The 21,306-nt window shown below is 59.0% G+C and carries 22 protein-coding genes; 11 read left to right on the plus strand and 11 right to left on the minus strand.

Annotation, left to right across the window (positions count from 1 at the left end; genetic code table 11):
- Position 1: 1 nt before the first annotated feature.
- The 3 genes from ASD54_RS03290 to ASD54_RS03300 all read left to right on the plus strand — a co-directional run bounded on the left by ASD54_RS03290 (position 2) and on the right by ASD54_RS03300 (position 1,690).
- The gene (locus ASD54_RS03290) at positions 2 to 448 is read left to right on the plus strand and encodes a hypothetical protein (protein ID WP_062553130.1); all 447 of its coding nucleotides are present in this window, start codon (positions 2 to 4) and stop codon (positions 446 to 448) included.
- A 45-nt stretch (positions 449 to 493) separates the two neighbouring features.
- Entirely contained in the window at positions 494 to 868 is a 375-nt protein-coding gene (locus ASD54_RS03295) for a DUF305 domain-containing protein (RefSeq protein ID WP_062553131.1), read from the plus strand.
- Between the two features lie 93 nt (positions 869 to 961).
- Positions 962 to 1,690 carry an HAD family hydrolase gene (locus ASD54_RS03300; RefSeq protein WP_062553132.1) on the plus strand — a complete coding sequence of 243 codons (729 nt, stop codon included), beginning with the start codon at positions 962 to 964 and terminating at the stop codon, positions 1,688 to 1,690.
- Here the strand turns inward: ASD54_RS03300 and ASD54_RS03305 are convergent.
- Positions 1,664 to 2,293 (minus strand): DNA-3-methyladenine glycosylase I, encoded by a 630-nt coding sequence (locus tag ASD54_RS03305; RefSeq protein WP_062553133.1) that lies wholly within the window; start codon positions 2,291 to 2,293, stop codon positions 1,664 to 1,666. The two genes, ASD54_RS03300 and ASD54_RS03305, sit on opposite strands and share 27 nt — an antisense overlap.
- Positions 2,294 to 2,488: 195 nt before the next feature.
- On the opposite strand from ASD54_RS03305, the gene ASD54_RS03310 reads away from it, so the two are divergent.
- Positions 2,489 to 3,334: a L,D-transpeptidase gene (locus tag ASD54_RS03310; RefSeq protein WP_062553134.1), complete on the plus strand. Its 846-nt coding sequence runs from the start codon at positions 2,489 to 2,491 to the stop codon at positions 3,332 to 3,334.
- 110 nt (positions 3,335 to 3,444) lie between these two features.
- The gene (locus tag ASD54_RS03315) at positions 3,445 to 4,137 is read left to right on the plus strand and encodes a L,D-transpeptidase (protein ID WP_062553135.1); all 693 of its coding nucleotides are present in this window, start codon (positions 3,445 to 3,447) and stop codon (positions 4,135 to 4,137) included.
- A gap of 150 nt (positions 4,138 to 4,287) precedes the next feature.
- On the opposite strand, the gene glcF is transcribed toward ASD54_RS03315, so the two are convergent.
- The 3 genes from glcF to ASD54_RS03330 are packed head-to-tail and all read right to left on the minus strand — an operon-like array spanning position 4,288 to position 8,237.
- A complete protein-coding gene (gene glcF / locus ASD54_RS03320; protein ID WP_062553136.1) occupies positions 4,288 to 5,577 on the minus strand; it encodes a glycolate oxidase subunit GlcF in 1,290 nt (429 codons plus the stop codon).
- A 3-nt stretch (positions 5,578 to 5,580) separates the two neighbouring features.
- Positions 5,581 to 6,789: a glycolate oxidase subunit GlcE gene (glcE, locus tag ASD54_RS03325; protein WP_062553137.1), complete on the minus strand. Its 1,209-nt coding sequence runs from the start codon at positions 6,787 to 6,789 to the stop codon at positions 5,581 to 5,583.
- On the minus strand, positions 6,786 to 8,237 hold the full coding sequence (locus ASD54_RS03330; RefSeq protein WP_062553268.1) for an FAD-linked oxidase C-terminal domain-containing protein: 1,452 nt from the start codon (positions 8,235 to 8,237) through the stop codon (positions 6,786 to 6,788). Before ASD54_RS03330 ends, glcE begins: the two co-directional genes overlap by 4 nt.
- A gap of 263 nt (positions 8,238 to 8,500) precedes the next feature.
- Here ASD54_RS03330 and ASD54_RS03335 point away from each other — a divergent pair, with 263 nt between their 5' ends.
- From ASD54_RS03335 to ASD54_RS03355, 5 genes are all read left to right on the plus strand, one after another.
- On the plus strand, positions 8,501 to 9,004 hold the full coding sequence (locus ASD54_RS03335) for an NUDIX hydrolase (RefSeq protein ID WP_200958428.1): 504 nt from the start codon (positions 8,501 to 8,503) through the stop codon (positions 9,002 to 9,004).
- 66 nt (positions 9,005 to 9,070) lie between these two features.
- On the plus strand, positions 9,071 to 10,615 hold the full coding sequence (locus ASD54_RS03340; RefSeq protein ID WP_062553138.1) for an inorganic phosphate transporter: 1,545 nt from the start codon (positions 9,071 to 9,073) through the stop codon (positions 10,613 to 10,615).
- Between the two features lie 13 nt (positions 10,616 to 10,628).
- Complete coding sequence (locus ASD54_RS03345) at positions 10,629 to 11,384, plus strand: 16S rRNA (uracil(1498)-N(3))-methyltransferase (protein WP_062553139.1); 756 nt, start codon at positions 10,629 to 10,631, stop codon at positions 11,382 to 11,384.
- Positions 11,385 to 11,477: 93 nt separating this feature from the next.
- Positions 11,478 to 12,851 carry a glutamate--cysteine ligase gene (locus ASD54_RS03350; RefSeq protein WP_062553140.1) on the plus strand — a complete coding sequence of 458 codons (1,374 nt, stop codon included), beginning with the start codon at positions 11,478 to 11,480 and terminating at the stop codon, positions 12,849 to 12,851.
- Between the two features lie 148 nt (positions 12,852 to 12,999).
- Entirely contained in the window at positions 13,000 to 13,878 is an 879-nt protein-coding gene (locus ASD54_RS03355; RefSeq protein WP_062553141.1) for a DUF937 domain-containing protein, read from the plus strand.
- A 206-nt stretch (positions 13,879 to 14,084) separates the two neighbouring features.
- On the opposite strand, the gene ASD54_RS03360 is transcribed toward ASD54_RS03355, so the two are convergent.
- Entirely contained in the window at positions 14,085 to 14,372 is a 288-nt protein-coding gene (locus ASD54_RS03360) for a hypothetical protein (protein WP_062553142.1), read from the minus strand.
- A gap of 184 nt (positions 14,373 to 14,556) precedes the next feature.
- On the opposite strand from ASD54_RS03360, the gene ASD54_RS03365 reads away from it, so the two are divergent.
- Positions 14,557 to 15,513 carry a LysR substrate-binding domain-containing protein gene (locus ASD54_RS03365; protein ID WP_062553143.1) on the plus strand — a complete coding sequence of 319 codons (957 nt, stop codon included), beginning with the start codon at positions 14,557 to 14,559 and terminating at the stop codon, positions 15,511 to 15,513.
- 20 nt (positions 15,514 to 15,533) lie between these two features.
- Here the strand turns inward: ASD54_RS03365 and ASD54_RS03370 are convergent, their stop codons facing one another.
- The 6 genes from ASD54_RS03370 to ASD54_RS03395 all read right to left on the minus strand — a co-directional run bounded on the left by ASD54_RS03370 (position 15,534) and on the right by ASD54_RS03395 (position 21,282).
- Complete coding sequence (locus tag ASD54_RS03370; protein ID WP_062553270.1) at positions 15,534 to 16,382, minus strand: dienelactone hydrolase family protein; 849 nt, start codon at positions 16,380 to 16,382, stop codon at positions 15,534 to 15,536.
- Between the two features lie 138 nt (positions 16,383 to 16,520).
- On the minus strand, positions 16,521 to 17,549 hold the full coding sequence (adhP, locus tag ASD54_RS03375) for an alcohol dehydrogenase AdhP (protein WP_062553271.1): 1,029 nt from the start codon (positions 17,547 to 17,549) through the stop codon (positions 16,521 to 16,523).
- A 118-nt stretch (positions 17,550 to 17,667) separates the two neighbouring features.
- Positions 17,668 to 18,087 (minus strand): MAPEG family protein, encoded by a 420-nt coding sequence (locus tag ASD54_RS03380; RefSeq protein ID WP_062553144.1) that lies wholly within the window; start codon positions 18,085 to 18,087, stop codon positions 17,668 to 17,670.
- 54 nt (positions 18,088 to 18,141) lie between these two features.
- A complete protein-coding gene (locus ASD54_RS03385) occupies positions 18,142 to 18,507 on the minus strand; it encodes a hypothetical protein (protein ID WP_062553145.1) in 366 nt (121 codons plus the stop codon).
- Between the two features lie 108 nt (positions 18,508 to 18,615).
- Positions 18,616 to 20,109 carry an IMP dehydrogenase gene (gene guaB, locus ASD54_RS03390; protein WP_062553146.1) on the minus strand — a complete coding sequence of 498 codons (1,494 nt, stop codon included), beginning with the start codon at positions 20,107 to 20,109 and terminating at the stop codon, positions 18,616 to 18,618.
- A gap of 171 nt (positions 20,110 to 20,280) precedes the next feature.
- Entirely contained in the window at positions 20,281 to 21,282 is a 1,002-nt protein-coding gene (locus ASD54_RS03395; RefSeq protein ID WP_062553147.1) for an MBL fold metallo-hydrolase, read from the minus strand.
- Between the last annotated feature and the right edge of the window lie 24 nt (positions 21,283 to 21,306).

Raw genomic sequence — 21,306 nt, forward strand, 5'->3', positions numbered from 1 at the left:
CATGACCGCGAATTCACTTGTCAAAAGCATTCGTGCCATTAAGTTCGCGGGTATGCACCGTTTCGCCAAACTCCTCATGCTGCTTGCGCTGATCCTTCAGGGGTTCATGCCGGCCATGGCTATGGCACCGCCACCGGTCACGGCACCGGATTACGCCCCGCGCCATGGCATGAGCCATGAGCAGATGATGGAGACGAAGGCGAGCGGTTCCCACGCGCATCACCAAGCTCTTCAAGATGCGCCGCCTTCGCCGCGGGATAACAGCTGGCATTGTCCGCTTCTGCCCGCCAATTGCACCATGGCGTTCTGCATCGCCTGTACCGCGCTGCCTCCGCCGCTCATCTCCGCCTCAGGCCCGATCGCGGCGCCGGATAGGCCCGCACCTGCACTGATGTCTCCCATGAGTGACGAAACCCCGCGCCCGCTGGTTCCTCCTCCCCGCACTTGAGTTCTGTGCCGTCCCAAAACTCAAGATCCATTCAGGAGAAAAACCATGAAGCTCTCAATGCTTTCTGCTGCCATCGTGGCGCTCGGCATCACTGTCACCCCTGCCCTTTCGCAGGACATGAAGATGAAAGGTCATCAGGGCCACCAGGGCATGGCCATGGATAAATCCGCCTCGACCAAAGCCTTCGAAGCGGCGAACACCAAGATGCACAAGGACATGATGGTGCCCTACACCGGCAAGACGGATGTCGATTTCGTGCGCTCCATGATCCCGCACCATCAAGGCGCCATCGACATGGCGAAGATCCAGCTTCAGTACGGCAAGGATCCCGCCATTCGCAAACTGGCCGAGGAGGTGATCACAGCCCAGGAGGCCGAGATCAAGATGATGCAGGACTGGCTGGCCAAGAACGGCGGCTGACGCACTCTTGCTGTCCGATTCCGACAATGGCGTGCCTGCGCCATTGTCTCTCGGCAGTCTGACGCTACACTCAGGTTGGAAGAGGAGGCCGCCTTGACGATACGCCCAGTCTCGATGATCGGCTTCGATGCCGACGATACGCTCTGGCAGAACGAGCAATATTACCGTTTTACGGAACAGAGTTTCCGTGATCTGCTGGCGGGGTATGCGGAAGGCGAACACGTGTCCGAGCGGCTGCTGGAGGCGGAGAAGCGCAACCTCGCCCATTATGGGTTCGGCATAAAGGGCTTCACGCTTTCGATGATCGAGACCGCCATCGAGGTGACGGAAGGCAGAGTTCCAACCGAAACTATCAGCGAAATCTTGATGATCGGGCGCGAACTGCTGAAGCATCCGGTGGAATGCCTGCCGCATGCGCGAGAGGCTCTGGAAAGTTTACGCGGGCAGTATTTCCTGGTCCTGATCACCAAGGGAGATCTGTTCGATCAGGAGCGGAAACTGGCCCAATCCGGGCTTGGCGATTTTTTCGACGCGGTGGAAATCGTGTCCGACAAGACGGCGACGACCTACAGACGGATTTTCGGCAAGCATGGTGAGGGGCCGGAGCGCGCCATGATGGTGGGCAATTCGCTGAAATCCGACATTGTGCCAGCTATTGCCGCGGGTGCTTGGGGCGTGTTCGTGCCGCATGAACTGACCTGGGTGCTGGAGCATGTGGAGAAACCGACAGAGGCGCCGCGGTTTCGCGAGATTGCCGACCTCAGTCATCTGCCCGCACTGATTGCGGACATTGGCTCAGGGTCGAATGAAATCCGTGCGTAGGGCCTCGGTTTCCTCGCGAATGCAGCAGCCTTCGATGTGATCGTTCACCAGTCCCATGGCCTGCATGAAGGCGTAGACCGTCGTCGGACCTACGAACGTCCATCCACGCTTCTTCAGATCCTTCGACAGACGAACCGAGACCGCCGTCGTTGGATTGGCGCGCAGATGTTCGAGATCAACGACGGAGGGACGCTCCTCCGGTTTTGGCTCATAGGACCAGAAGAAGCGAGCCAGCGAACCGAACTCATCGCGCAATTCGATGGCTCTGCGAGCATTGTTGATGGTCGAGACGATCTTGCCGCGATGACGGATGATGCCCGCATCAGCAACGAGGCGCTCGATGTCCGTGTCATCGAAAAGCGCAACCTTTTCGAAATCGAAACCGGCGAAGGCTGCCCGAAAGTTCTCGCGCTTGCGCAGAATGGTCAACCAGGAGAGGCCCGACTGGAACCCTTCGAGGCAGATCTTCTCGAACAGTCGCCTGTCGTCCGTCACGGGCCGGCCCCATTCCTCATCATGATAGCGGATGTAATCCGGCAGGTTTTGATGCCAGAAGCAGCGGCAGCGGCCATCCGGGCCCTCGATAATGCCAGATTTTTCCACCGCGAATCCTCCCCGATCTACAAGCCGCCTCGGTTTAACAGCTATCAACCATCTTTCAAAACTGGCGATTAACCTTGCCGAAAGCTTTCCGGCATTCACGGCATTCGCACCACCCGAAATTTACCATTCGCTTTAATCTTTGGGTCACGGTCGCAGCAAAGCCACTGCCATAGTGAATGTAGGAAGAGGGATACCATGCCCAGCAGAGCGAAATCACTGGTCCTGATGTTGTGCGCAACGATGGGACTGACGGCCACCGAAGCCACGGCGCAGGATCGTTACCGTGAACGTCCGCCGGTCGTGGTGAGCCCCGATCTGACCGCTCCCTGGGTCATGCAACTCGGCGGGCAGGTTCGCGCTCCCGGCGGCTACCGCGTTCAGCCCATGCAGCGCGGCGTTCGCGATTACCGCGATCCGGCCACGCGCGATGCGGCGCAGCCTCGCTATGCCTATCCCTCGCGCCAGCCGGCTTATGTCGTACCGCGCACGCAGACGACGCAGATCCGGCCAAACCGCATGCCCGCCCAGCAGGCACCGGTCCAGCAGGCGGCGATGCAGCGCATTCCCGTCATCAAGGGCCAGATCGAACCGCAATTCCTGCCGCAGATGGTGGCCTACCAGACCGAGCACAAGCCCGGCACGATCGTGATCGATACGAACAACCGCTTCCTGTATCTCGTGATGGAAGGCGGACAGGCCAAGCGCTATGGTGTCGGCGTCGGCAAGCCTGGCTTCGAATGGGCCGGAACGCACACGGTAACCCGCAAGGCGGAATGGCCGGACTGGCATCCACCCAAGGAAATGATCGCGCGCGAAGCCGCAAAGGGCCATTATCTTCCAGTGAAGATGGAAGGCGGACCGGAAAATCCGCTCGGTGCACGTGCCATGTATCTCGGCTCCACCCTCTACCGCATTCACGGTACCAATGCGCCGTGGACCATCGGCAGCGCCGTTTCGTCCGGCTGCATCCGCATGCGCAACGAAGATGTGACGGACCTCTATGGCCGCGTGAATGTCGGCACCAAGGTTATCGTGATGTAAAAGTCGCGGCATGGCAGGGTTTTCCCACCCTGCCATGTCGGAACACTTGCATTCCCCCGCAAATCAATAAAATTTGCCCAATTGAGAAAACTCAAATCGGGGGATGGGGAATGGCAGTTTTCAAGAGGCGCCTGGCGCTTGCACTCGCGGCCAGCGCGATGATCGGATCGGTCGACACGGCATCGGCCTTCACGCGCGGTCCGCAACCGGTTGCGACACGGTCCAGCGACGTGACCTTCGTCGCGCAGCGTCGCGAACCGGATGAGAAGTTCCAGAGGCGCGTCGTCCGGTTGGCGACGACGGAAGCGCCGGGTACGATCATCATCGATACCAACAACAAGTTCCTCTACCTCGTCGAAGGCAATAACCGCGCCATCCGCTATGGCGTCGGCGTTGGTCGCGAAGGTTTCGGCTGGTCCGGCATCGTCAAGATCGGCCGGAAAGAGGAATGGCCGGAATGGCGCCCGCCTAAGGAAATGATTGCCCGTGAGGCCCGCAAGGGTCACCATCTTCCTGTTGTACAGAAGGGCGGTGAAGACAATCCGCTCGGTGCCCGCGCCATGTATCTCTACAAGGGTGGCCGCGACACGATTTTCCGCATCCACGGAACCAATCAGCCCTGGACCATCGGGCTCAACATGTCATCCGGCTGCATTCGCATGATGAACAAGGATGTCGAGCATCTCTATTCCCGTGCCCAGATTGGCGCGAAGGTGATCGTCATCGGCCCGGGCAACAAGCAGGGTGCTGTCGCCTTTGAGGATCGTGGCATCGATATCCTGCGCACGATCTTTGGCGGTTGAATTCTGGATGCTGGCGGCGTTTTTTAGCGACCGCCAGCATTCCTGGCTAAAGCGTGTCGCGATCTTTCAGATTCGCTCCTGACGCTTTAAGTCTCTGTTTTATCGCGTGTCGTTACCGCAAAACCGCGGCACACTTTTGCGCGACACGCTTTAGCTCAATTTATCAGGCTTAGGACCGCCATAGGCCCAATCCAGAAGCTCCACCGTATGGACGATCGGCATGGCCGTGCCGCTGGCGATCTGGGTCATGCAGCCAATATTGCCGGTGGCAATGATGTCGGCCTTCGTCGCCTCGATGTTCTTCACCTTGCGCGCCTTCAACTGGGCGGAGATCTCCGGCTGCAGGATGTTGTAGGTTCCGGCAGAACCACAACACAGATGCCCTTCCGCCGGATCGCGCACCGCGAAACCCGCATTGCGCAGGAGCGACTTCGGCTGCAACGTGATCTTCTGACCGTGCTGCATCGAACAGGCGGAGTGATAAGCCACGGTCAAGCCGCGGCTCTCCTGTTTTGGCAGATCGAGCGTGGACAGATATTCCGTAATGTCTTTAGCCAGCGCTGAAACTCGTCTGGCCTTTTCCGCATAGGCAGGATCAAGCCGAAGCATATGGCCGTAATCCTTGATGGTCGTGCCGCAGCCGGATGCAGTGATGATGATGGCATCGAGGCCACGCTTTTCGACCTCTTCGATCCACACGTCCACATTGCGGCGGGCAAAATCCAGCGCCTGCTCTTCGCGACCCATGTGGTGGACCAGCGCGCCACAACACCCCTCCCCTTTCGGGCGGGCAATCTCCACACCAAGCCGGGTGAGAAGCCGCTCGGTTGCCTCATTGATGCGCGGATCAAGAACCGGCTGGGCGCATCCGGCCAGTATGGCAACGCGACCCCGTTTCGCCACGGCAGACGGCCCGGATTGCTGAGGAATTGGTTGCGGCAGAGTGGCAGGTGCAAGGGTCAGCATGGCAGCCAGCGGCTTCAGCGGCGAGAAGCGGCCAAGCAATGGACCGAAGGGTTTGCCTATCCGGGCAAGTTTCAGCGCCGCGCGAAAGCGAGAAGGGTATGGCAGCACGAAGGCCAGAACATTGCGGATCAACCGGTCCACCAGCGGGCGGCGGTAGGTGTTTTCCACATGCACACGAGCATTGTCGATCAGGTGCATGTAGTCCACGCCCGAGGGGCAGGTGGTGGTGCAGGCAAGACAGGACAGGCAGCGATCCAGATGCTTGACGACGTCCGCATCGGCGGCGCGACCGTTTTCCAGCATATCCTTGATGAGGTAGATGCGTCCGCGCGGACTATCCAGTTCGTTACCCAGCGTCACATAGGTGGGACAGGTCGCCGTGCAGAAGCCGCAATGCACGCAGCGGCGCAGAATGGCCTCGGATTCTGCCACATGAGGATCGGCAAGCTGCTCGGCGGTGAAATTGGTTTGCATCGCTTAGCCTCTTGCCATCTTGCCCGGGTTGAAAATGCCGGCTGGATCCATCTGGCTCTTGATCCTCGCCTGAAGCGCAAGAACCGCTGCGGGCAAGGGCTCAAACGCGTTTTCTGTTGCCCTCATGTCAACGCTTGCCCGAACAAGCGTCGCGTGACCGCCTCCGATCTGATGCATGACGTGACGCACGAGTTCTCCTTCCGGCTCGGATTCCATGCGCATCCACAAAAGGCCACCTTGCCAATCGTAGAAGCAATCGATCCCCGCCCGCAAGCGAAGGGCCGCGACCAGCTGGAAACCGCTGGTGGGCGCGACGGAGACCTTCCACAAGGGCTTCATCGTGCCATCGGCATAGGGTTTGACATCGCGGATTTCCTGCCAGAGAACGCGGCTTTCTTCGGCATCCAACTGGCTGATGGGCGCGAGAGATTTCAGCGTTGCGACCAGTTTTTCCGCACGCACGTCCACCGATGCTGCAAGGCCTTCGAGCCTTAGAACCGTTGCGGGTCCATCCGGCAGGCTACCGTTCAGGAATCGGCTCCTGACGCTTTCCGGCAGATGTGCCGCGCCTGAGACCTCGACCGACAGGCTCATGGCAATCGCCATGGCGCGAGTGGCCTCTCCATCGTCGAGCCCCGAAAGAATAATGGTGCGCTGGTCCTGCGGGCGCGGAAGGACGCGGAAGGTAACCTCGGTCAGAAAGCCCAGTGTCCCGAAGGAACCAGCCAGCAGCTTGACGAGATCCAAGCCGGTGACATTCTTCATCACACGTCCACCGGCTCTCAGAACCTCGCCTCGACCATTGATGTAGCGGACGCCCAGAAGGCTGTCACGCGCCGCACCGGCAACGAAACGGCGGGGACCGGACGTATTGGTCGCAAAAATGCCGCCGATTGTCGGCTCACCTGTAGTGCCCATGACGGGGCGATGGTCCATGGGCTCGAAGGCCAGCATCTGGCCGTTTTCGGCAAGCGCCTCTTCTATCTCGGCCACCGGCGTTCCAGCGCGTGCGGTCACAACCATTTCTGCCGGATCGTAAGCGACAATGCCGGAAAGTCCGGCCGAACGCAGGACGCCCTGTGCTTCGACCTGCTGGCCGAAGCCGCTGCGGGTATTGCCGCCAGAAATTGCGAGACTGCGTTTTGCTTCGGCGGCGGCGCGGATCATATCCGCCGCCTCGTCTTCACGCGTCGGGACCAGAAGAAGGCTCATGCGGCACCGGCAGTCTGTGGCCGTCCGTCAAGCGGGAAGACCTTGGAGGGATTGAGCAGCCATTGACCGTCAAAGGCTTCCCGGACGCGGATCTGCTGATCAAGTTCCGCACGCGTGTATTGATGCAGCATCAGATCCCGCTTCTCGATGCCAACGCCATGCTCTCCGGTCAGGCAGCCGCCTGCATCAACACACAGTTTCAGGATTTCGTTGCCGGCAGCTTCCGCCTTGGCCGCCTCAACGGGATCGTTTGCATTGAACAGGATTAGCGGGTGCATGTTGCCATCCCCCGCATGGAAGACATTGGCGACACGCAGGCCGAACCCTTCAGCGATTTCACCCGTACGCTTCAGGACATAGGAAAGCTGGCTAAGCGGCACCGTGCCATCCATGCAGATATAATCAGCAATGCGTCCGGTTGCGCCAAAGGCGGATTTGCGGCCCTTCCAGATCAGCGCCGCCTCGGTGGCCGACTGGCTTTCCCGCACGGTTTTGACGCCGTGGCGCCGGGCAATCTCGACGATGCTGGCCAACATGGCCTCCATCTCGGCTTCGGACCCCTCCACTTCAACAATCAGCAAGGCTTCGACATCCAGCGGATAGCCAGCCTTGGCAAAGGCCTCACAGATTTCGATGGCTGGCTTGTCCATGAATTCGATTGCCACCGGGATAATTCCAGCCCCGATGACATCTGCCACACAGGCCCCGGCCTCCTCGGAACTCGTGAAGCCGAAAAGCACCGGACGCGCGCCTTCCGGTTTTGCAATCAGACGCACCGTTGCCTCGGTCACGATACCAAGCTGGCCTTCCGATCCACAAACGAGGCCCAAAAGATCGTAACCGGCACTATCCAGATGCTTGCCGCCAAGATCGATGACCGTGCCGTCCATCAGCACCATCTTGACGCCCAGGAGATTGTTGGTCGTCACGCCATATTTCAGACAGTGGGCACCGCCGGAATTCATGGCGATGTTGCCGCCTATGGTGCAGGCGAGCTGCGAGCTCGGGTCGGGAGCATAAAAATAACCCTCTGGCCCGACCCTATCGGAAATGGACAGGTTGGTGACCCCCGCCTGCACGGTGGCCGTGCGATTGGCAAAGTCGACTTCGAGAATTCGCGACATCTTCGACAGGCCGATGACGATCGCGTCCTCTTGCGGAATGGCCCCGCCACACAAAGAGGTACCAGCCCCCCGCGGCACGACAGGAACGCCATAGCGATGACAGTATTTCAGGACAGCTGCCACCTGGGCGGTGTTGTGAGGCAAAACGACGGCCAGCGGCAGACGACGATACGCGACGAACGCGTCCGTTTCGAAGGGAACAAGTTCGCGCGGCTCATGCACAAGGCAATCGGCCGGGAGCAGATCCGCCAGATCCGCAATGATGGTGGAACGGCGAGCCAGCACCTTTTCGCGCGGCTGAAGAAACGAAATCACATCAGACAAGACTGCCTCCCGCATCTGGTCAATATCGCATTCCTCTCACTTTCGTGTAGGCGCATCAAGCTTGAGCCGCTGCCAAAGCAGACTTATCTGAAACTCGATGCCTGCAATGGTGGTGACCGGTTAAGGCTCGTGCAACTTATCGCCCCTAAAATCTGTTTCTAGACGAAGGGCATGGGCCAGGACTATTGTTTTATTTCTGTTGAACAGCTGTGCAAGGGCTGATTCTTGCGTCATAATCGGTCGCAGGAAGGAGATGTCGGAAAGTGAGTCTGCTCGATCGCATAACGGAAAACATTCTGCTGATGATGCGGCGCCCGCCGCGTCAGCAATATGCCGCACTTTGCTATCGCATCGATTCCATCAATGGGCTCCAGATCCTGCTTCTGACCAGCCGCGAAACCCGACGCTGGGTCATCCCCAAGGGTTGGCCAATGAAAGGCAAGAAGGCGCATGCCGTTGCCGAGCGTGAAGCGTTAGAGGAAGCCGGGGTGCGCGGCACCGCCGAAAAGGAAGCCTTTGGCCACTTTGGATATCTCAAAAAGCTGAAGAACGGCTTGAAAGTTCCCGTGCGCGTTCAGGTCCACCCGCTACGGGTCGACGCAATGGCGGAAAACTTCAAGGAAAAAGGTGTTCGCGATCTGGAGTGGGTCGACTGCCAGACGGCAGCCTCGCGCGTTCAGGAACCGGAACTGCGCAACCTTATCCTTGCTTTCGGAAATCATCCCGATCACCGCGTGAGTTCGTCGCTCAAGGCTGTCGGTCGCTAAATTGTCAACCGTCTGCCAAAGACCGCTGATTATATCGGCAATACAAAGATGGCGGTTTGAGGCTGCGTGAATAATCCTGACCAAACACAGGCGAACCGCCGGAAGGCGTCGCGCAAGGCAACGCTGGACAAGGATCTGGAGAAGATCAACCTTGTCGAGGACGCCTCGCGCCATATCGGGCGCAGGCTGGCCGCTCCCGGTGCGGCGTTTCTTTTTCTCGTCGCAGCGATGCTGATGGCAGTCGGCGCCATGACGGGCCATCCGGAAAGTATTCTCATTGTCCTGGCTGCTGCGCTTGCCGCCTACATGGCCATGAATATCGGCGCAAACGATGTTGCCAACAATATCGGCGCTGCGGTTGGCGCACGTGCCATGAGCATCGGGACGGGCCTCGTGCTGGCGGCCATCTGCGAAATCGCGGGCGCGCTGATCTCCGGCAGTGATGTCGTGCGGACAATTGCGACCGGCATCGTGCGACCAGACATGGTGCAGGGACCGGTTCAACTGTCGCTGATCATGATAGCAGCCCTCATTGCCGCAGCCGCCTGGATCAATATCGCGACCTGGATCAACGCACCGGTTTCGACCACCCATTCGATCGTGGGTGGTGTCTTGGGCGCCGGGGTCGCGGCTGCGGGGGTGAATGCCGTCAACTGGTCCGTGCTCGGCGGCATCGCGGTCAGCTGGGTTGTGTCTCCGATCCTTGGCGCTCTGATCGCCGTAGCCATGCTTGCCTTCATCAAGACGTTCATCATCTACACGCCCGACAAAATTGCCGCGGCCCGGCGCTGGGTGCCGCTTTTGATTGCCCTCATGCTTGGCAGCTTCACCACCTATATCCTGATCGTCTTGCCAAACGAGATCGTCTTCCTGCCTATGTCCGTCATGCTGGGGATCGGTTTCGTGACAGGAGTCCTGGGTTGGATGATCAGTCACCCTCTGATTGCAAGAAGCGCGGAAGGACTTGAGAATCGTAACCAGTCCCTGCGCGTGCTGTTTCGCATTCCACTGATCTTTTCCGCCGCGCTGCTATCCTTTGCGCATGGCGCAAATGATGTTTCCAACGCAATCGGACCGCTGGCCGCCATCGTTTCTGCCCTGGAAGGATCACCGAATTTCGAAGTGCAGTCCGTACCTCTCTGGGAACTGACGATCGGTGGCTTGGGAATCGCCCTTGGTCTCCTGCTTTTCGGACCACGATTGGTCAATCTGGTTGGCAAGGAGATCACCAAGCTCAATCCGATGCGGGCCTACTGCGTTGCCCTTTCGGCCGCGGTGACCGTCATTCTAGCCTCCAGCATCGGCGCTCCTGTCAGTTCAACGCACATCGCTGTCGGCTCAGTCTTCGGTGTCGGGCTGTTTCGCGAATGGTACATTCGCCGGTCTGCGCAGAGACAGACCTATCTTTCCCTGACTGCCCAGGAACAGGGGATGACCGAGGTCGCCCCGGGCAAGCCTCCCCGAGATGTCAACCAGGCTGAAGAACGGCGCCGACGACTGGTGCGCCGATCGCACCTGCTGAGCATTCTGGCCGCGTGGATGATCACGGTTCCGCTGTCGGCTGCCCTTGCAGGTGGCGTCGTGATGCTTATGTTGCGGTTTTTAGGCTGAACAGGCATTCCCGATGCGCGCCAACTTTCGCATGCAAAGACTCTTCGTTTCCTCTGCCATTTCGGCTGGCGCCGAACTGGAGGCCACGTCCGATCAGTACAATTATCTCGTCAACGTGCTGCGCATGCAGGCCGATGACGACGTGCTGATCTTCGATGGTGCACATGGCGAATGGCGTGCCAAGCTGGTTCTTCCCAGCCGCAAGAAACTGCTGTTGGCGCCTGTGGAGCAGACGCGGCCCCAGACACCGCTGCCGGATCTTCATTATCTTTTCGCACCATTGAAGGTGGGGAGGCTGGACTATCTGGTGCAGAAGGCCGTCGAGATGGGCGCAGGCCTGCTTCAGCCGGTCATGACACAGCATGTCCAGGGCAAGATCACCAATCTGGATCGTTTGCAGGCCAATGTCGTGGAAGCCGCAGAGCAATGCGGAATTCTTTCCGTGCCGGAGGTTTGCGCGCCTGTTCGCCTGCGCGATCTGCTGGAAACCTGGCCGAAGGACCGCCGCATCATCTATTGCGATGAGGGCGAGGAAAGCCAGAACCCCCTGCCCGTCCTTTCCGGAATTTCCGAACGCAAGCTGGCACTGCTCGTGGGTCCGGAAGGCGGCTTTTCCGAGGAGGAGCGCCAATGGCTTCGCACCCTCCCCTACGTCACCGCAATTCCGCTTGGTCCGCGAATCTTGCGGGCGGATACGGCAGCCGTTGCAGCGCTTGCCGTGGTTCAGGCTGCAATTGGTGATTGGTCATCCAGCGCATATTCAATCTGACTTGCAAAAGAAATTCACTTGCACCGATCAAAGATCCGGTTCAAGCAGCCATCATCGGAATCCCATCCGCAATTTCATTGAACAAGGTCTCCCATGGCCCGTGACACTACCGATAGCACACCGCTGACCTCTACGGCTGAACTGGCCGACTATCTGGCAAAGGGCTGCAAGCCGGAAAGCGATTTCCGGATCGGCACCGAGCATGAAAAGTTTGCGTTCTTCCGGGCGGATAACAGTCCCGTTCCGTATTTCGGTGATCGCAGCATTTCCGCCCTGCTGAAAGGCATGCAGGAAAAGCTCGGCTGGGAACCGATCATGGATGGCGACAACATCATCGGCCTGGGCGAGCAGTCCGGCATGGGCGCCATATCAATCGAACCGGGCGGGCAGTTCGAACTCTCCGGTGCGCCGCTTGAGACCCTGCATCAGACCTGTCGTGAATCCAACCAGCACCTTGCTGTCCTGCGCGAGATAGCGGAGCCGATGGGCATTCGCTTCCTCGGTATCGGCGGAAGCCCGAAGTGGACGCTGGCCGAGACGCCACGCATGCCGAAATCCCGCTACGACATCATGACGCGCTACATGCCGAAAGTGGGACGCCATGGCCTGGACATGATGTATCGCACCTGCACCATCCAGGTGAACCTGGACTTCTCTTCCGAGGCCGACATGGCGCGGAAGATGAAGCTTTCGCTGAAGCTGCAATCGCTTGCCACAGCCCTGTTTGCATCCTCACCCTTCACGGAAGGCAAGCCGAACGGGTTGCAAAGCTGGCGCGGCGAGATCTGGCGCGATACCGACAATGCGCGCTCCGGCCTGCTGCCCAAGGCTCTCGGCGATGGCTTCACCTTCGAAGACTATGTGGAATGGGCGCTGGATGTGCCGATGTATTTCATCGTGCGCGACGGTCGCTATCATGATTGCACCCACGTGACCTTCCGCCAGTTCATGAATGGCGCCCTGAAAGGCGAGGTCACGGACTGGCAACCCAATATGGGCGACTGGACCAACCACCTTTCGACATTGTTCCCGGATGTGCGGCTGAAGCGCTACCTGGAAATGCGCGGTGCCGATGGTGGCCCATGGCGTCGCATTTGCGCGCTTCCCGCCTTCTGGGTCGGTTTGCTGTACGATGACACCGCCATGGCGGCTGCCGAGGACGTGACCGCCGGCTGGAACTTCGAGGCGGTGCAGGCGCTTCGCGATGCGGTTCCGGCAGCGGGCCTTCAGGCCGAGATTGCCGGACATCCGCTGATGGAGACGGCACGAGAGATCGTACGAATTTCAACCGATGGCCTGAAGCGGCGTGCTCGCCTGAACGGCGATGGTCAGGATGAAAGCATCTTCCTGCAGCCGCTTGAAGAAATTCTGGCGAAGAAACGTGTTCTTGCGGAAGAACTGCTCGTTCTCTTCAACGGACGCTGGAATGGATCGGTCGACCCGGTTTTCGACGAATACCAGTACTGACCATCAGCGTTTGACGATGGGTTCTTGACGATCAGGGAGGGGCCTTGCTCCTTCCGCTTTCTCTCTGAATTGTCTCCGAAAACCGCTGCAGACTTTGCGGGATGCGCTATAGTGCGTTCATAAGCACAATCCAGAGAGGAGCCACAGAATGCTGCCGCTGTTCGATATGATCATGAGAGCGCAGAACGGTGCAGCCATGGATGCCATGGCCAAACAGTTCAATCTGGCGCAGGAACAGACGGCGCAGGCCATGGCGGCACTGCTGCCTGCCTTCTCCTCCGGTTTCAAACGGTCGAGTGCCAATCCCTACGATATGAGCTCTCTGATGAGCGCCATGTATTCGGGGAATTACGGCAAGTATTTCGAGGATGTGAGCAAGGCCTTTACTCCACAGGGCATGATGGATGGCAATGCCGTGCTGGAGAAGCTCTTCGGTTCCAAGGAAGTTTCCCGGGCCGTGGCACAGCAGGCCGCGCAACTGACCGGTATCGGGCAGGATGTCTTGAAGCAGATGATGCCTGCCATGGCAGACACGTTGATGGGCGGCCTGTTCAAGCAGATGAGCGGCCAGATGACGCCGAACAATGCCTTCTCCCCGGACGCCATGACCCGTATGAGCGAGCAATGGCTACAGGCAATCGGTTTTCAGCCGAAGCCCAAGCCGCAAGCTGACCCCTTCTCTCTGGATAATCCGATGTTTCAGGCTGTGCGCAGCTTCTGGGGACTGGACAAGCAGCAGGAACAGAAAGCGCAGACGACCGGAAATCCCTTCCTCGACAACCCTTTCGCCAAAGCGTTTCAGGACATGATGACCGGCGGATTGCAATCCAAGCCAGCCGAGGAAGCCGCACAGCCGAAGCCACAGGCAGAAGCACCCAAGCCGGATAGCGAAGCTTTCCGTTCGATGCTGAATTCCATGTTCGATACAGGAGTTGAGGTTCAGAAAGCCTACCAGAAGAATATGGAAGCCCTGATAGAAGGCTATCGGCGCGGTGCAACTGCAGAGCCGAGCAAGAGCGACGGCTGAGTCAGATCGGTACCACGTTCCAAAGCATAAAAAGGCCCGGCAGGTGGGCATACCGGCCGGGCAAGGGGCAGGGGTATTGGCGTACCCTGCGGGGAAAACTCAAATTGGAGCATTCCGAACAGACGGGAGGTGGATCATCTGATCCGGAATGCCTGGGTGGCGGGGCAAGCCACCTGAAGTTCAAACTCAGCCTGTCGAAAGGCTCGTCACCTTGCGGCTGAAAATTTGCCACGCTGACGGGGAGCGGGCGGCAAGAGCGTGAACGGATCCTGCAACAGGCTCGTCTTTTCAAGCGCATGGTCGACATCACGACGATTCAAACCGATGTCTCGCAAATGGACTTCGTCAAGCTCTGCGATGGCTGCCAGTGCCTGTCGATTGCGCAGACCGTTCAATACGGATTTGACCCAGGACACAGCCGTGGCAAAAAAGCGTGTTTCGGCTTTGCCAGCCGTAGCCATTGCAGGGGTAAAGGTCCGGTCGGTCGTGCGCATGGGAATATCCTTTCGATTCGGCACGAGGGAGCACGCTCCTGCACGGTCGTACAGGAGTGACAGCGTCTGGCGGCGTTGGAGGTCAATGTCGCTTTGCTATGATGCAGTTATCGCCGAATTCATATTGATCAGTCCAACGAATGTTTCTAATGATTAACATCAGAGAACCTGATGGATAACGCCAATGTCAGCACCTTTGGATATAGACCAACTGCATACCTTCGTCGCAATCGTCGACGCAGGCAGTTTCACGAAGGCGGCCGACCGTGTCTTCAAGACGCAAAGTGCGGTTTCCATGCAGATGCGACGCCTGGAAGAGCGCGTCGGCAAGCAGCTCTTCACCAAGGATGGACGAGGCAACCGCCTCACCGCCGAAGGCGAGAAGCTTCTGAACTATGCGCGCCGCATCATTCGCCTCAACAACGAAGCTATTGCTGCATTTGACGACAACCGTCTTGAAGGCACCTTGCGCATCGGTACGCCGGATGACTACGCCGATCGCTATATGCCGGAAATCATTGGACGTTTTGCCAAGACCCATCCGAATGTCGAGCTCTACATCGTCTGCGAGCCTTCTGTCGATCTGGCCGAGAAGATGGCTAGGGGCGAACTGGACATTGCGCTCGTGACCCATAATCCACGTGCGCGCCAATCGGATGTCGTGCGGACCGAGCCGCTTTGCTGGGTCGCATCGGCCAATCATCCGCTGCGGGACAACGCGCCCGTGCCACTGGCTGTTGGACGGCGTGATTGCAATTGGCGACAACTCGCCTGCTCGGCGCTGGATGCGGATGGGCGCGATTATCAGATCCTGTTCACAAGCTGGTCTTCGACTGTCGTCGCTGCCGCTGTACTGGCAGGCATGGCAGTTTCGGTGCTGCCGGAATCGGCCCTTCGCCCTGGCATGAAGGTTCTGACGCAGGCGGATGGCTTTCCTCCCCTGCCCCCGGTCCAGATCGGATTGATGAAACGCCCCGGTCTCTCGACCTCTCTGATGACGGCGATCACGGATCACATCACCGCATGCCTCGACAATATCTCGTCGACGGTGGCTGCCGATGAGGTGGATGGCGCGGAAATCAAGCCCTTTGGCCGGAGCGGAACACGCTTGCGCAGCATACCGATGATGCCCGGCTGGTAACCGGGCACCATGAGCAGCGATCAGGCCAGATACTTCTTGAAGAAGGCTGTCGTGCGGCTCCAGGCGAGATCGGCTGCCGCCTTGTCGTAGCGGGCGGCTGAGGAATCATTGTTGAAGGCGTGGTTGACGCCGTCATAGATGAAGATCTCGAATGTCTTGCCGTTATCCGTCAGTGCTTTCTTGTAGGCGTCGATCCCGGCATTGATCCGTTCATCGAGACCGGCATAATGCAGCAGGAGCGGTGCCTTGATGGCAGGAACATCGGCTGCCGGTGCCTGCGCGCCATAATAGGCGACGCCTGCGTTCAACTCCGGTGATTTGGTGGCCATGCGATTGACCAGGCCGCCTCCCCAGCAGAAACCAACCGCACCCACCTTGCCATTGGCGCCCTGACGCTTGGCGAGAAATGCTCGTGTGGCCTCGCCATTGGCAACGGTCTGGGCCATGTCGAGCGTGCTGAACATCTCGCGTGCCTTGTCCTCATTAGACGGCGTGCCGCCCTGCGGAGACAGGAAATCCGGCGCAAGTGCCACGAAGCCATCGACAGCGACGCGGCGGGCGACATCACGAATATGCTCGTTCAAGCCGCGATTTTCATGGATGACAATGACAGATCCCAATGGGCCGGAAGCGGATTTCGGCGTGACGAGATAGCCCTTCATCTCACCCGAGGCACCGGGATAGATGACATCCTGACCGGCAACACGGCTATCATCCGCAGCCACCATGGCGGCCTGCGCGCTGTTTGCCGCGAGCATGGGAGCGATGGTTGCCGCGGCTGCGCCAGATCCTGCAAGGACCGTCAACCTTTCCATGAACTTCCGACGGTCGAGACTGAGATGGGTGTATTCATCGTAGGCGTCGATCATGGCCTGCGTGATGTTCGGCTTGCCCGTTTCTTCGGTCACTGCTCTTCCTCCGTTTTGTCGTAATGCGAAGAAGATGGAACAAGTCGAGCGACCAGACAGCCGCTCATTATTGTCTTCGCATACACTTCTACGTGAGCATCAGGTTGTTAGATCCAGAACAATGCGTCCGTCGATCTTGCCCGCCTCCATGCGGTGGAAGATGTCGTTGATGTTTTCGATCCGGTCCCAGGAGAAATGCGAGGCGACCTTGCCTTCGCCCGCGAACATCAGGCTTTCCTCCAGATCCTGCCGTGTGCCGACGATCGATCCGCGCACGGTGATGCGCTTCAGCACAGTATCGAACACAGGCAGGGATATGAAGCCCGGCGGCAGCCCGACGAGCGACATGGTGCCCTTGGAGCGCAGGAAACCATAGGCCTGCTCCATGGCCTTGGGCGAGACGGCTGTTACCAATGCGCCGTGAACGCCACCTGTTGCCTTCTGAACCTGCGCGATGGCATCGGCATCCTTGCCGTTGACGGTCAGATCGGCGCCGAAGGTTTTGGCCAGCGCCAGCTTGTCGTCGAAAATGTCCGCAGCAACAACATGCATTCCCATGGCCTTGGCATATTGAACGGCCAGATGGCCCAGCCCGCCGATGCCCGAGATGACCACCCATTCCCCCGGCCTGACTTCCGTTTCCTTGAGACCCTTGTAGACAGTCACGCCCGCACACAGGATCGGGGCTGCCGGTCCGAATTCGAGATTGTCCGGCAGCTTTCCAACAAAGGCGGGATCGGCCAGGCCATATTGTGCGAAAGTACCGTTGACCGAATAGCCGGTATTCTGCTGCGAGCCGCACAATGTTTCCCATCCCGTGCGGCAGGGCGAGCAGCAACCGCATGCCGTGTGCAGCCACGGAACGCCCACACGATCGCCCTCTTTCACGGATTTCACGCCGGCACCGAGCTTGGCCACGAAGCCCACGCCCTCATGGCCCGGAATAAAGGGAGGGTTCGGCTTGACCGGCCAATCGCCATTAGCAGCATGGAGATCCGTATGGCACACGCCTGTCGCCATGTACTGCACGAGAATCTGGCCCGGCCGCGGCTCCGGAACTGCCACTTCCTCGATTGCAAGCGGCTGCCCGAAGGCACGCACGACGGCAGCTTTCATTGTCTCAGCCATGATCAAACTCCATCTCAAAACGAAAAGGTCCGGGCTGTCGAATTGCCCGGACCTTGTCTAGATGAGATTGAGCATCGGCTTATTGATCTGCCTCAACTCCGTGGGTTTGTGCCCGTTGTCAGGTCAGCACCATCCAGATGGCGAGCCAGATCCACATGATCAGCAGCGCACCAAAGCCCACGATGAAGGCTGGTCTGCGATGGGCAATACGGTTCGTGGAAATGTGGATATAGCTATGCACGTAGCGGGAAATGACGAAGAGCCAGGCGAGCAGGACCGTGCCGATATTATCCGCATTGACAATGTAGATCGCTATGCAGGCAACATGGAAGAAGATCGGCAGTTCGAACTGGTTCTTCAGGTTGTTATGCACAAACAGGCTGTCTTCCGGCTCGCTCAGGTTCTGGCGGAACTGGGACACTGTTGCCCGCCCACCTTTGACTGCCGCAACGCGCCTGCGTGACAGAAGCACGTAGAGCACGAAGACAAGCACGACATGGGCAAACATCGGCCAGATCATGGATTGATCCGAAATCATTCACATTCCTTTCCAGGCATTCCCGCAATACGTGGCCGCTTCCGGTGCCTATCCTTATTGACGTCGAAGACGGAGCGTCTCTGTGCCAGAGCCATCTTCGCCGGATACGGTCCAGACGCCTTCCAGCACACCATTACCCTTTACCTCGTAGACCACCAGGCCAACATCCTTGCCAAGGATATAGGAGGCAGCAAACGCGTTCTCGTAGAGCATGCAGATGCCTGTGGACGATGTCGAACCTGTTTTCCATTCGATCGAGCAGGTTGTTTCGCTGGTCAGCTTGATGCGGGCCGTACCCTGATACTTGCTGCCGTCCAGATTGGTTCCACGCACATCGTAAGTACCGGCCTCGACGGTCTGGCCGAGCACCGGAAAGGCCGGAAGAGCGGCCAGAACTGCAACTGCAATAAGTCTTTTCATTGTATTCCCCTGATCCCCTGAAGCCCCGCGCCATGACGGGGCGGCATCAGAATAATCAGGGCGTTGCGGCTGGCAATGGCGCCTGCCGCAACGATGCAATTTTATTTATCAGCCGCCGTTACCGGGATAATTGGGGCTCTCACGGGTGATGGTTACGCCATGCGGATGGCTTTCACGAAGTCCAGCGCCGGAGATGCGCACGAAGGTCGCCTTTTCCTGGAAGTCCTTGATATCCTTGCCGCCCACATAGCCCATGGCCGCCTTCAGGCCGCCTGCAAGCTGGTGAAGCACAGCCGAAACCGGGCCCTTGTAGGGAACCTGACCTTCGATACCTTCCGGCACCAACTTCAGCGTATCGCGCACTTCCGCCTGGAAATAGCGGTCTGCCGAACCGCGCGCCATGGCACCAACGGACCCCATGCCGCGATAGGCCTTGAAGGAACGACCCTGGTAGAGATAGACCTCACCCGGGCTTTCATCCGTACCGGCCAGCAGCGAGCCAACCATGACGGCAGATGCACCGGCGGCAATGGCCTTTGCCACGTCGCCGGAGAATTTCAGGCCACCATCGGCGATAACCGGAATGTCGTGCTTGTTGGCTTCCTCGACAGCCGCCATGACAGCTGCGAGCTGGGGTACGCCGACGCCCGCAACGACGCGCGTGGTGCAGATCGAACCGGGACCGATACCGACCTTCACGCAATCGGCGCCGGAATCGATGAGCGCGCGCGTCCCCTCGCCCGTTGCCACATTGCCCGCAATGATGCGGATGGCATTCGACATCTTCTTGACGTGTGCGACGGCGTCGAGAACCTTCTGGCTATGTCCATGCGCCGTATCGACGACGATCACGTCGCAACCCGCCTCGATCAGGCGTTCGGCACGCTCGACACCGTCGTCACCGGTCGAAATTGCAGCGGCAACGCGAAGACGACCCTGCGCATCCTTGGCCGCATGCGGGTTCAGCTGCGACTTTTCAATGTCCTTGACGGTGATCAGGCCGATGCAGCGCCCGTCATTGTCGACGACGAGCAGCTTTTCGATGCGGTGGGAATGAAGCAGGCGCTTGGCTTCCTGCTGGTCTACGCCATCCTTGACCGTCACGAGGTTTTCGCGGGTCATCAATTCGTAGATCTTCTGGTTCGGATTGGAGGCAAAGCGAACGTCACGGTTGGTCAGGATACCCACAAGCCGGCCGGGACGACCGCCGTTCTCGACCACCGGAATGCCGGAAATGCCGTGAGCCTTCATCAGAGAGAGAGCTTCGGCCAGCGTGGCATCCGGACCGATGGTGACCGGATTGACGACCATGCCGCTCTCGAACTTCTTGACCTGGCGCACTTCCTCGGCTTGCTGGACAGGGGTCAGATTGCGATGAATGACGCCGATGCCACCGGCCTGTGCCATGGCGATTGCCAGACGGCTTTCCGTGACCGTATCCATGGCTGACGACAGGATCGGAAGCGACAGATCGATATCGCGGGCAATGCGCGTGGCTATATTCGTCTGTCCGGGCATGACTTCGGAATGACCCGGCTGCAGCAGCACGTCGTCGAAAGTCAGCGCTTCGGCGCCCGTTGCGGATTCAATGATTCGAGCCATGGCCAATTTCCTTACAATATAGGAAGCCCGTCCCGGCGGGAGGTACCGGAAGCGTTCTTCAGGAATGGGAAGTTGGCGAGGGCTGGTAACACGGTTATGACAGGATGGGAATAGCAAAAAGCGGGGCTTCTTCCGATACCCCGCCTTCAGATCCATCAAAACTGGCTGCTATCAGATGTCGAACTGGTAGCTCTTCGGCACGAAGCGGTAGCCGGTATCCTTCTTTTCCACGAAGCCGACCGCCGGGAACGGCATATGGTAGCCAAGGAAGGCGACCTTGTCGGTCGCCAGCATATCGAACACCTTCTTGCGGGTTGCGGCGGCTGCGGCCTTGTCCATGTCGAAGCGGACTTCCCATTCCGGCTTCTGAAGCGACAGCACATAGTGGTTTGCCGTATCTGCCGTCAGGATCAGGCGCTTGCCCGCGGATTCGACGTTGTAGATCATGTGGCCTGGCGAATGACCGAAGGCTGCCATGCCGGTGATGCCGGAGGTTACGGATGCATTGTCACCGACGAACTTCGTCTTCTCCGCCAGCGGCTTGACGTTTGCCAGAACACCCTTCTGGCCGCCTTCTGCCGGCGTGCCCGCCCGGGCAGGATTGGTCCAGAAGTCATATTCTGCCTGGCCCGCGATGTAGCGCGCATTGGCAAAGGCCGGCTTTCCATCTTCCATCAGGCCGCCAATGTGATCACCATGCATGTGCGTGATCACGACGACCGTCACGTCTTCCGGCTTGTAGCCAACGGCCTTGATGCCTTCCAGCAGTCGGCCTGTGCCCTGTGCACGTCCGCCCTGACCAAGCCCGGTGTCGAACAGCACGACATCGCTTCCGGTATCGATCATCACCGGGGCGAAGGAATTCACGAACTGGTCCTTCGGCAGGAAGTTCTCTGCCAGCAGAGCGCCGACAGCATCCGCGCTTTGATTGGTGCCGAAGGTCTCATTCGGTTTGCCGGAGGGCCGTGCCCCATCCTTCAGAACAAATACCTTGAAGTCTCCCAGCTTGAAGCTGTGTGTCTCCGGCGGCAATTGTGTCGTCATGCTTTTATCCGTCGATGCTTGAGGAGCGGTCTGCGCGAAGGCGCGACCTGAAATGATTGCCGGCGCCGCCAGAATGCCTGCCCCCGTTGCGCCCAGAAGTGCGCGCCGCCCAAATGTCCATCCTGCCATCTATCCCTCCAAACTGTGCAATGA

It is taken from the genome of Rhizobium sp. Root149 (assembly GCF_001427345.1).
GTDB lineage: Bacteria > Pseudomonadota > Alphaproteobacteria > Rhizobiales > Rhizobiaceae > Neorhizobium > Neorhizobium rhizoryzae.